This is a genomic window from Bordetella genomosp. 4 (genome assembly GCF_002261185.1).
GTDB lineage: Bacteria > Pseudomonadota > Gammaproteobacteria > Burkholderiales > Burkholderiaceae_B > Bordetella_A.
On record NZ_NEVQ01000013.1, the window covers coordinates 951,717 to 963,370 of the forward strand.

Annotated in this window: 10 protein-coding genes; 3 read left to right on the plus strand and 7 right to left on the minus strand. The window is 59.4% G+C overall.

What is annotated here, in order from left to right:
• The gene (locus tag CAL20_RS14600) at positions 1-726 is read left to right on the plus strand and encodes an ABC transporter ATP-binding protein (protein ID WP_094821841.1); all 726 of its coding nucleotides are present in this window, start codon (positions 1-3) and stop codon (positions 724-726) included.
• A gap of 40 nt (positions 727-766) precedes the next feature.
• A complete protein-coding gene (locus CAL20_RS14605; protein ID WP_094821842.1) occupies positions 767-2,152 on the plus strand; it encodes an amidase in 1,386 nt (461 codons plus the stop codon).
• An 88-nt stretch (positions 2,153-2,240) separates the two neighbouring features.
• On the opposite strand, the gene CAL20_RS14610 is transcribed toward CAL20_RS14605, so the two are convergent.
• From CAL20_RS14610 to CAL20_RS14620, 3 genes are all read right to left on the minus strand, one after another.
• Positions 2,241-3,299: a Bug family tripartite tricarboxylate transporter substrate binding protein gene (locus CAL20_RS14610; protein ID WP_256981502.1), complete on the minus strand. Its 1,059-nt coding sequence runs from the start codon at positions 3,297-3,299 to the stop codon at positions 2,241-2,243.
• Positions 3,300-3,399: 100 nt separating this feature from the next.
• Complete coding sequence (locus tag CAL20_RS14615; protein ID WP_373558304.1) at positions 3,400-4,539, minus strand: CaiB/BaiF CoA transferase family protein; 1,140 nt, start codon at positions 4,537-4,539, stop codon at positions 3,400-3,402.
• A 217-nt stretch (positions 4,540-4,756) separates the two neighbouring features.
• On the minus strand, positions 4,757-5,812 hold the full coding sequence (locus tag CAL20_RS14620; RefSeq protein WP_094838194.1) for a hydroxymethylglutaryl-CoA lyase: 1,056 nt from the start codon (positions 5,810-5,812) through the stop codon (positions 4,757-4,759).
• A gap of 113 nt (positions 5,813-5,925) precedes the next feature.
• On the opposite strand from CAL20_RS14620, the gene CAL20_RS14625 reads away from it, so the two are divergent.
• A complete protein-coding gene (locus tag CAL20_RS14625; RefSeq protein WP_094821845.1) occupies positions 5,926-6,849 on the plus strand; it encodes a LysR family transcriptional regulator in 924 nt (307 codons plus the stop codon).
• 67 nt (positions 6,850-6,916) lie between these two features.
• Here CAL20_RS14625 and CAL20_RS14630 read toward each other — a convergent pair whose 3' ends face one another.
• From CAL20_RS14630 to CAL20_RS14645, 4 genes are all read right to left on the minus strand, one after another.
• Positions 6,917-7,699 carry a cyclase family protein gene (locus tag CAL20_RS14630; RefSeq protein WP_094838195.1) on the minus strand — a complete coding sequence of 261 codons (783 nt, stop codon included), beginning with the start codon at positions 7,697-7,699 and terminating at the stop codon, positions 6,917-6,919.
• An 85-nt stretch (positions 7,700-7,784) separates the two neighbouring features.
• A complete protein-coding gene (locus tag CAL20_RS14635) occupies positions 7,785-9,380 on the minus strand; it encodes a phytoene desaturase family protein (RefSeq protein ID WP_094838196.1) in 1,596 nt (531 codons plus the stop codon).
• Positions 9,381-9,524: 144 nt separating this feature from the next.
• A complete protein-coding gene (locus CAL20_RS25780) occupies positions 9,525-10,703 on the minus strand; it encodes an AraC family transcriptional regulator (protein ID WP_256981503.1) in 1,179 nt (392 codons plus the stop codon).
• 97 nt (positions 10,704-10,800) lie between these two features.
• Positions 10,801-11,646 carry an SDR family oxidoreductase gene (locus tag CAL20_RS14645; RefSeq protein WP_094838198.1) on the minus strand — a complete coding sequence of 282 codons (846 nt, stop codon included), beginning with the start codon at positions 11,644-11,646 and terminating at the stop codon, positions 10,801-10,803.
• Positions 11,647-11,654 lie beyond the last annotated feature (8 nt).

Below are 11,654 nucleotides of genomic sequence, written 5' to 3' on the forward strand. Positions count from 1 at the left end.
ATGAGCACTACAGATGAAGCCGTATTGAAGGTAGAGGGAGTCAGTCTCGGATACGGAACGCTGCAGGTCGTCTTCGACGTCTCTCTGGAAGTCAAAAAGAACGAATTGGTCGGCCTGGTCGGAGGCAATGGCAGCGGCAAATCGACCATACTGCGTTCGGTGTCCGGCATGATCAAGCCATGGCACGGAAAGATTCTGTTCAAGGGCGAAGAGATCTCCGGGTTGGAACCTCACCAGATGGCGGAACGGGGCTTGGCCCACGTACCGATGGGCCGGCAGCTCTTTCCCAATCTGACCGTCAAGGACAATATCCTTTTGGGAGGATATCTTCCTCGCCTGCGCAAAAACAGAAACAGGAACCTGGAAAAGGTGTTCTCCCTGTTTCCCGACATCCAGAAGTTTGCCGAGATGGAGGCAGGCGCCCTGTCCGGCGGCCAACAACAGATGGTCGCGATCGGCCGGGCGCTGATGCTTGAACCCGATCTGCTGATCATGGATGAGCCGAGCCTGGGCCTGTCGCCCTTGTACGTCAAACAGGTCATGCGGGCGATCCGTCAAATTGCCGATCTGGGCTTTCCTGTGTTGCTCGTCGAACAGAACATCAAGCAAGTGCTTCAGTTCAGCCACCGCACTTACGTTCTGGAAAACGGCAAACTGGTGTTGGAGGGCGCCTCTTCTACGCTGGAAGGCCATCCCATGATTCGGAAAGCCTATTTAGGTCTATAGATCAATATTCAAACGATTCGATATTTTCGGAGGAGCAAACATGAATGATCTGCCGCTTGATCCATTTAGCCAGGGCGGCCTGGAGGGCTTCGCAAAGGACTTCCGCGCAGGAAAGGTAAGCTCGGAAGCCGTCACGAAAATCTATCTCGAGCGTATCCGGGCAATAGACGCCAAGCTCGGCGCATTCGAGACCGTCGCTACCGATAGTGCATTGGCCACCGCGCGCGCCATGGACTTGTTGATCCGATCGGGAACGGATCTGGGGCCATTGATGGGGGTCCCTATTGCGATCAAGGATGTCTTCGTGATCTCGCAGATGCCTGGTCCGAAGGTCGGCTCCAACATTGACCTGCCCGATGTCATGGGATCCGAAGAAGGCACATTCATTAAAGCCCTCAGAAAAGCCGGCTGCGTGTTTCTAGGGCAAACCAAGGCAGTGGAATTCTGCCTGGGCATCACCGGCCATTCGTCTCCCCGAGGCACGCCCTGGAACGTATCGGATATGGAGAACCATCGCGCACCAGGAGGCTCCAGCTCCGGCTCTGGCGTAGCCATCGCCGCAGGACTGTGCGCGTTTGCCATAGGGTCGGATTCTGGCGGTTCGGTTCGAGTTCCCGCCGCTTTCAATGGCGTATTCGGCTTGAAGACCACCGCAGGCCTCTGGCCGACCGATGGCGCATTTCCATTGGATCCGAGAGTCGATTCCATCGGTCTATTAACGCGGTCAGCCAAAGACGCGCTGCTGGCGTTTAACACCATATCTGCCATTCTGTTCGGCTGCGGGTATCAGCCTCGCCGTTCAGGTGTCCGCCTGGACCGTCTATGCCTCGGCGTTCCTGAAAACCATTTCGGCGACAACGTCAATCCGCAGATCAGCAATGCCTTTCAAAAGACGAACCAGCATCTGCAGGAAAGAGGATGTCTGTTTGAGAAACTAACCGTACCGGAAGCCCCCGAACGCGCCGGCTATTTCCCCGTCTCGATGCCATCGGCCTTGCTATCTATCCTGGGCAAAGAGAATTTTCTCTCGCAAAAACATCTGATGGATCCTGTTATTGCGAAAAGAATAGCGTCTGGGCTTGAGGTAAAAGCCTATGAGTTCCTCGCGCTTGAGGACAAGAGAACCGAGAGCAGAAAATCCGTTGCCGACAGATTCATCGGATTTGATGCCTGGGTCAGCCCGACAACTGCCGACTTTGCACCATTGGTCTCTGATCTGGAAGACCCTGAAAAAGGCATGACACTGGCCATGGGCATGACGCAAAACACCCAGCCTGCGAACTATCTGGGACTATGCGCGGTATCGCTGCCGCTGCCGGTAGACGGCCTGCCCATCGGTTATCAATTGATGGCGGCGCCCGGGTCCGATCAAAAGCTGTTGGAAATAGCGGTCGAAGTCGAAGCATCGCTTGCCCAGCAAGCTTGAGTTTTGAACGTGGAGCGTCAGCCCTTGTCTCCTTGATCAAGGGCCGACGCCTGCCTCGTTCAAACGTCCATTCTACGTCAGTGTCTTTTTACATTTTCTCGATATGCGCGCCCTCTACGATCTCCGCATATTTCCGCATTTCACTTTTGAAGAACTCCTTCGTGCGATCAGGCGGCATTAATTTAATAACGTTACCCTGAGTCGCCATAGCGGCCTTGACCTCTGGGGTGTTGAATGCCTCACTAAAGGCCCGGTACACGCGTTGCACATTTTCGGCGGGCAACTTTGCCGGCCCAACGGCGGCGATCCAACCCTCGACGTTGTAATTGGACATTCCCTGTTCGCGCAGAGTGGGAATATTCGGCAGCGCGGCGCTACGCTCGATGCCACAGTATCCAATGGCCTGTAACGCGCCGCTCTCCAGATGCGAACGAATCGACGCCACCGACAGCACTCCCAGATCCACCTGGCCGCTCAACAGGTCGGTCACCATAGGGCCTACCCCCTTGTACGGGATATGGCGCGCCTTTGTACCGCTTTGCAGCAAGAACATTTCTACAGCCAATTGCAGGATGGTGCCATTGCCGGACGAGGCATAGTTGTAGTCATCCGGATGCGCTTTCAAGAGAGCAATCAACTCGGACGCTGTCTGGGCCTTGATCCGTGCGGAATTGGTGACCAATACCAGGGGTGATGTTCCCACCACTGAGATCGGGGTGATGTCGGCTAGAGGATCGAACGGCAGGGACTTGTATACGCTGGGGAAGATCACATGGTTGTTCGATACCATGCTCAGCGTATAGCCGTCTGCCGGAGATCGAACCAACGCAGACGTGCCTACGATGCCGCCGGCTCCAGGCTGATTTTCCACGACTACGGTATGCCCCAATGCGCGCGATAGCGCCTCCGAGGCGCTGCGCGTGATCGTGTCCACGCCCGAACCAACACCCACCGGCAAAATGAATTTGATTGGCCGATCGCTTTGGGCGCGCAGCAATCCGGGCGTGGCCAAGGCAGCCAGGCTCGCCCCTATATGCATCAATACATGGCGGCGCGACCATCGGGCCGGTTGCGTAGAACAGATGTTGCTTGTGCGTTTGATGTCGCTATCGCCAACTTTATTCAGAATGTCTTTCGAGTTCTTCATGTCACCTCCTTTGTTATCCAGCCCTGTCGTCCTCTTTATCGAAGGATCTTCCAACACGGTGGCTGGCAGAGCCCTATGCTTGCACTGAGACGGCACAGGGTTACCCCACTGCCTTTCGCGCTTTCATCTCTGCGATTTTCCGTTCGTCGTATCCTAGGTCCCTTAACAACTCGGCCGTATGTTCGCCCTGTCTGGGTGGATCCAGCCGCACGCCCAGGCGCTTGCCATCCAGCGTCATCGGGAACAGTGTCGTGCGGGTGATTTCGCCCGCACGCTCGCCATCCGGCAGACGGATCTCCGCCAACCCGCCCGTCGCACGCAGATGCGGATCGTCGTAGAGTTCCTCGGGTTTTACGATGGGCGCATACGGCAGACCCTGTGCTTCGAAGATCGCGGACAACTCGCTGGCGCTATAGTTTTTCAAGCGCTCGCGCAACTCAGGCAACAAGGTGGGCCGTGCGATGACGCGATCATTATTGGTCGCCAAGTGCGGCGCCGATTTCAAATCATCAAAGCCAAACGCGTCGCAAAACGTACGCCATTGCGCATCGCTGACCGCCGCCAGGAAGATCTGCTCACCGTCTTTCACGGTAAAGACATCATAGAGCGCCCAGGCGGAGATACGCTCCGGCATGGGTGACGCCGCCTTGCCCGTGATCGCATACTGCAGCATATGCTGGCCGACCAGGAACACATTGTTTTCGAACAAGGCTGACTGCACCTCCTGCCCACGCCCGGTAATACCGCGCTGAATCAGCGCCGCCATTGCCCCGATCGCACCGAACATCCCGCCCATGATGTCATTGACACTGGTTCCTGCGCGCAGAGGATCACCGGGTCGGCCGGTCATGTAGGCCAGGCCTCCCATCATCTGAACGACTTCGTCCAGCGCCGTACGCAACTCGTAAGGCCCTGGCAAAAAGCCTTTGTGGCTCACGTAGATGATGCGGGGATTCACACGATTCAGCGATGCGTAGTCCAGGCCATATTTGGCCATCGTGCCGGGTTTGAAGTTCTCGGCCACGACATCGGCGCTGGCCGCCAAACGGCGCGCCGCCTCGGCGCCCTCAGGATCGTGCAGGTCGAGCTCGATGCTTTTCTTGTTGCGATTGAACAGCGGGAAAAATCCTGCGCCCGCACCCAGTAAATGACGCGTGCGATCGCCGCCAACGGGCTCGACCTTGATGACCTCCGCTCCCAGATCGGCCAGCACCATGCCGCACGTGGGGCCCATGACCATGTGAGTAAACTCGACAACCCGCAACCCTTGCAGCGGCAATGCGCGCGCCGCAGTCTGGCGGCTATCCGAAGGTGCCCGCACTGCGTCGGAACCAGGCGCAGCATGAGTTGGCGTCGTCGCACCAGACGGCGCTGCCGTGTCAAAAGATGAAGTACCGCTGGGTTGCTGCATGTATTTTTCCGAGAAATTGTTGGCTCGTTCTGATCGCAACGGCGTATCAAATCAACGCCGACGAGGCTCGCGCCTGAATTGATGAAGAAAATGCCGGCGCCTGATGCGTGGGAATCCCCGCCCGCCACAACGTGCCATGCAGCGATTCTCCGGCCAGCCAGTCCGCCACCTGCTCGCGCAGCTCAAGCAAACTCGGCAAATCTATGCCTGTCTGGATATGCATGGTCTGCAACATGTAGACCAGATCCTCGGTCGCGGCGTTGCCGCTGGCGCCCGGCGCATGCGGGCAACCCCCAATACCGGCCAGACTGGCGTCGTAGCGTTCAATGCCCGTTTGCAAGGCGGCAAGCACATTCGCCAGAGCCAGCCCACGCGTATCGTGAAAATGACCGCAGCACAGGCGGTCCGCGGCCACATCCCGAGCCGCGCTGAACAAGGCCAGCACCGAGGCGGGATCAGCATGGCCTACCGTGTCGGCCAGACTGACCTGATCGGCTCCCGCGTCCAACGCGTCCTGCAGCAGCGCCAACACATCGTCCGCCTCCACCTTGCCCTGCAAGGTACAGCCGAATGCCGTGCCTATGCCCACCTCCAGACGCGTACGGGATCCTCTGGCATCCCGCTCTGCACGCATACGTGCAACCTCGGCGATAGCCTCTTTCGGTGTTTTACGCAGGTTCGCCACGCTGTGTGCGTGGCTCGCTGACAAGGGCACCAACATCATGTCGGCCCCCTCGTCCATCGCGCGCTGGGCGCCGATCAGATTCGGCACCAGCACCGATACGGACAAGCCCGGCAATGTCTTCGCGAACTGCACCAGTTCGGCGGTATCCGCCAACTGCGGCAAAAGACGTGCAGGAACGAACGAGCCGACCTCGATTTCGCGTTGCCCCGCTTCGTACGCGGCGCGTATCCATTGTTGCTTTTGCTGCGTGGGGAGAATGCGCGAAATGCTTTGCAGTCCATCTCGCAAACCGACCTCTCGCACAATCGCACGCGTGGGCCACGGTGATGCGGTTGCCGGGCGGACAAGGTCCGGATCCTGCTGCAGCGATGACGACGATGATGATCCTACCTGTGTGCTGCGCGTCTGTCTGGTCATGAGGATGTAATACCTGAGTCGCAATGGCTCAAGTTTAGATATTCCTCATGATTAAAAAAGTGGTAATTTGGAACCCTAAAAATTCCAAAGCAGAATATCTCGAGACACTCACTATGCGCGACCTGGATATCACCACCCTGCGCCTGTTCGTACGCGTCTGCGAAACGCGCAACATCGCCCGCGCAGGCGAACAATCCAACATTGTCGGCTCGGCCATCAGCAAGCGGCTGGCCCAACTCGAAGAAACCGTTGGAGTACGGCTATTGACGCGGCGACGCCATGGCGTCGAACCGACGGTGGCCGGCCAGACCTTGCTCGAACACGCGCGCGACATGCTGGCCAGTGCGGAACGCATCGATCGCGACATGGCGGCATATGCGTCTGGCATACGCGGCAATGTCCGCATCCTGGCTTCGGCATCAGCGTTGGCAGAGTCGCTCGCCGAAGACATCGCCGTGTTTCTGCAGGACCCGCAGCACCGCGATATCAAGATCGAGCTCGAAGAGCGCGTCACCCGCGACCTGATACGCGGAATACGCGATGGCGTGGCCTCGCTGGGTATCTGTTGGGATGCGGCGGATTTTGATGAGCTGCAAACCCGCCCTTATCGCAGTGATCGCCTGGCCATCGTCGCCCACCCATCGCACCCGATCGCCGCGCATCGCACCATCAGTTTTGCCGACACGCTCGACTACGAACACGTCAACATGCCGCCAGCCAGCGCGGTCCTGCTCATGCTGCAACAGGCGGCGTCCCGCGCAGGAAAAGTACTGCGGCATCGCGTCACAGTGTCGAATCTGGACTCGGCATTCAGGGTGGTGCGCGCCAACCTCGCCATCAGCGTCTCGCCGCGGGAGATCGCCGAACCCTATGCCAACGCCAACGGACTGCGCATCATCGATCTGACAGATGACTGGGCTCAGCGGCGCTTTGCCCTGGTCACCCGAGACGAGGCCTCGCTATCGGGCGCGGCCCGCTTGTTATTGGCGCATCTGGAGCAAGCCGCCAAGACACCTCTGAGCACGCCAGCCTCGTAAAGGGCCAAGATTCGGACTGAGGCCGTCCTCTAGATCATTGAGGCCGAGTCACTGCGCAGCCTGGTCGCTACGCCGCCATGACGGCGAATACCCGCAAAGGCGATCCAGACCCGTTCTGAATTTTCAACGGCGCTGCCACGATCAACGCACCTCGAGCAGGCAACTGATTGAGGTTGGTCAGACACTGCAAGCCCAATTTATTCGCGCCATGCATGAGCGTATGGCAAGGAAACGGCATCGGCCACGCATACGACTGACCCGCATCGGTATTAATCGTCTCGACGCCGAATCCACGTACGTTGCGCTCGTCAATCAGCCATTGAACGGCTTCTTGTGACGGGCCGGGCGTATGGGCGCCGTCTTCGCGCGCATTCAGAAAGGCCGCAGCGTCGGGCATGCGCTTGTGCCAGTCCGTGCGCAACAACACCCATTCGTCTTCGCCTATCCGTCCGTGCTGGCTTTCCCATTGCTGCAGAAACTCCACCGTCAACACAAAGTCCTCGTCCTGCGCAGCCTGGGCACTGGCGTCTATCACACACGCCTGCCCGACAAAACGCCGGGGATCCATCGTCTCGACGGTATTCGAGGGATAGTCTTTCCCTGTGACCCAGTGCACGGGCGCATCCAGGTGAGTGCCGGTATGTTCGCCGCAGGTGAAGTTGTTCCAATACCACCCCGGGCCAGCCTCATCATACTGAGAGATGCGCTCGATCTTGAATGCGCTGACCTGGGCAAACTGTTGCGGCAATTGCAAGGCCGGAAACTCGGGCGACAGCGTGTGCGTCAGATCGACAATACGCAACGCCCCACTCGCCACGTCCTGGGCAAACTGCGTCATTGAAACGGCCATGTCTTGAACTCCTGTCCATATGTCTGCGATTCGTACGCGCGCCAGCCCCTCTTCGGCGCAGGCACGAGCCGTAATAAAAACAGCATCACGTAGCACCCAATGCGCTCGCCACGTGAAAACCGGATGTGCCTCCCAGCCCCGGCCCCGGATGCGTAGACGCACCAATGTGCCACAGCCCGCGCACTGGCGTCGAGTGATTGCGATTGATACGCGACGGGCGCCAAAAGAACGATTGATCCAGGCCGCAATCCCCGCCATAGGGATCGCCGCCCACCAGATTGATATTCATCGCTGCCAGGTCGGCCGGCGACAGCACGGCGCGTCCCAATATGCTGCGGCGCAGATTCGGAATATGCTGCGCTAAAGTATCGATGATGCGATCGGCATAAGCGTCGCGCAAACCAGCGGTCCAATTTCCCGGCTCGGGAATTGCCAACGCGCCTAATGCATCGGCCACGGGATGACGCGGGCATTCGGGCAATTGCACCCACAGAATATGTTTACCGGGCGGCGCACGCGTCGGGTCCAGCACAGTCGGCTGGGCCACGCAGATCGTGGGTTCAGCAGGCAATGACCCGCGCTCTGCCTCATTTACCGCTCTGGACACAGCATCCACGCCGCGCGTGATGTGCACATAGCCGACGTCTCGTAACGCTTCGACGTTCCACTGCGGCGCCTCGTCCAGCGCCAGATGGATCTGCATATTGCCTTTGCCGTAACGCCAGGCCTGGGCCTCGGCCCGCACCGCCTCAGGCACCTCGGTCTGATCCAGCAGCCGGCCATACAACTGCGTCGGCGTCACATTGCAGACCACGTTTGCCGCGCGATAAACACGGCCATCGGCCAGTGTTACGCCCGTGGCTCTGCCCTGCTCTACGCGCACCCTGACCACGTCGGCCTGCGTTTCAATCCGGCCGCCTGCGTCACGGATCAACCGTTCAAACGCTAGCACCGTATTGGCATTACCGCCTTTTACGATAGGCAAACCGACTCCCTCCAGTGTCATTGCCACGACCTGCGCCATCAGTGAGGACAGCGGCGCATCCGGGCTCAGGCCGCAGTGCAGCACCCACGGCGCCAGCAATGCCGCCGTCAAATCGGATTTAAAGTCCTGGCGCAGCCATGCCGACGCCGGCGTGAGCGATCTGCCCATAAATCCGACCAGATGACGTGGCCCCTGCTTCCAGGCTGTCCCCGCTACGGTACGCAATGTCTTCCAGCGCCACAACTCATTGCCCAGCAGACCAAAGACCAGTGGCGCATTCGCCTGCACGTTCGCCAGCGCCGCCGCATACGCCTGCCCGTCGCCCGCATGCGCCTGCTCAAAGGCAGCGCGATTTTGTTCGTGAGAAGTCGACAGTACCAGGTGCCGGCCATCCGGCAACAATACTGCCGTCGGCTGCGATGTGTTGCAGTATTCCAGCCCTGCCTCGTGCAGCGCCTTTCCCAGCGCAGCGTACGCTGGCCCCACCATGAACAGCGGATGAGCAGTCGACAATGTGTCATGGTGAAAGCCAGGCACGGTCAGCTCATCGGTCCGGATGCAGCCGCCCAATTGCGCCTCGCGCTCCAGCATCAGCACCCTGCGGCCGCTGCGGGCGAGCAGCGCCGTACACACCAGGGAATTCATGCCGCTGCCTACGACGATGACATCGAATACGGGATCAGAGGATTGCGCCATCAGAGGTTCCGAAAATCCCCGGCCCGCGTGCCGAGGTTGAGAGACGTCACCGTCGGCGATGACGGCTGGCCGGGTGCCTCAATCATGGCGTCCTCGAACCACGCAAACTATCCATAAAACGCAGCGGCTTATCCAGTTTTGTCCTCACGATGCCATGGCGGCAAGACGCTGCGTGCCCAGCTGGGGTGTCTGGGCACACGGTGCTTCTTTCAATGCACGACCGGTTTGCTTGGGCAGTTCGCCAAAACGTTCGCGGTAATAGGCGGAGAATCGGCCCAAATGTCCAAAGCCATACTCCATGGCGACCTCGGTGATGCTGACGGGCAGACCTGACAGCAGGCGTTGGCGGGCCGCATCCAGCCGCAGATTACGCACCAACGTCATCGGCGCGACGCCACGGTGCCGATGGCAGACCACGTTCAGCGTCCGCGTGGTGACGCCAGCCGCGCGTGCCAGGTCTGCCAGGGACAATGGCGCAAACAGCCGGCTGCGGATGTAATCCTCCAGTCGATCCAGTTGCGGGCATTGCCCCGCACGATAGCCTGGCGCCGTCTCATCAGGCCCACCATCGTCGAATCGCTCGGCGGCCTTCAGGACAGTCGGCTGATGGGCATAGACAAACCCTGCCAGTGTTTGCTCGAACTGGTTCAACCATGCAGGATGCAGCAAGTGTGTCTTCCCTGCCGGCAACAATGTCACCGCCTGCTGCAACATCCCGATCCAGGGGTCAATCAGATCCGCTCGGATTTTGTAGACCGGGTCAGCCCAATTGAGCTTTGAGCCGCCCGCTGTCGAGGTTGCCATACCGCTGCGCAACCCGAGCGCTTCTCTCACAAACCCCTGAGGCCCATGATCGGGCGGCGTACAGGCGCCTGACAATGACACCGCACCGTCAGAGGTTTCGCCACCATCGGCCAAAAGACTATCCGGTAAACGCAGAATGAGCTGCTCACATCCGGGCTCCCATAGCAAACGCACCGGGCATCCACGTGGGATCACTGCGACCTCGCCAGGTACGACGCGGATACAGGTGCCCGCGGATTCGATCTGCACTGCGCCCTTAAGCGGCATCTGCACCAGGGTAAAGTCCTCGAATGCTAATGGCGAGACCTCGACCTCAGTGCCATACTGCAGGATCATCAGACTGATACGGTTGAGCTCGCGGCGATACAACGAGGCCGATACCTCGCCAGGAAACCACCGCAAACCATGATCTATCAATTGGCGGCTGAGCTGGTACTGCGCGTCTCGGGCCGAACGCGTCTGGAATATCGGGGCACGATAAATCTTAGATAAATCCAGATTCCATCTGACGTCCATCATGCGTTCCCCCCGGATGCAAGTCATGAGTCACGTGGTACGTGCCATCAAACATCCGACGATAACGCTTCGTTTAGCCCTAAACTATTCGTGCAAATCCCTAGTTAGTGTTCCGGCTCGTCTCGAACCAACGCCTGGCGGACATACCCTGATCTGGCCCCAGGCAACTGAATCCCCCGTCAACAGCCAGATCCGTTCCCGTCATCCACGAGGCCTCATCGCTGACGGCGAACACCACTGCTTTGCCGATTTCTTCGCCGCGACCGACACGGCCCAAGGGATGCAGAGCGGCCCCGACCTGATCTGCCCGCTCGATGGACCCCTGGCTCATCTGCGCCAACATCGGCGACCAGGTCCAGGCGGGAGAGACCGATAACACTCGAATCCCCGCAGGCGCCAAGGTGACAGCGAAATTTTTGGTGATCTGCAACAGGGCGGCTTTCGAGGCGGGATAGATGGCTCGCCCCGCCGCGCCGAATTTCCCGCCGATGCTGCCCATGTTGATCACGACGCCGCCACGAGGCATATGTGGTGTGACCATCTGTGTCAGTATGGCTGCTGAAATCAGGTTCACGTTCAAGGTACTGAGCCACTGCTCACGCGTCGAGGCCAGTCCCGCATCGTCATACGCGGCGGCGCAATTGACCAGGATATCGATACGGCCGGCATAGCCGGTTGCGATCTGCACGCATCGCTCCAATGCCTTGTCGTCCGTGATATCTGCCTCTATCGCCACGCCAGCCCCGCCCAGCGAGGCCGCCACGTCTTCCCCTGCCTGCTTGCCACGACCTACAACAAAGACTCGCTCTGCGCCCGCCGCCGCGAGCTCACGGGCCACGTCCGCTCCCAATCCCTGTGTGCCGCCTGTCACTAGTGCAACTTTTCCGGCCAAGCGGGCGGGAACCGTGCCAGAGGCCTGTGCAGGCACGATGCGCTGCTGCTCCATGATCATTC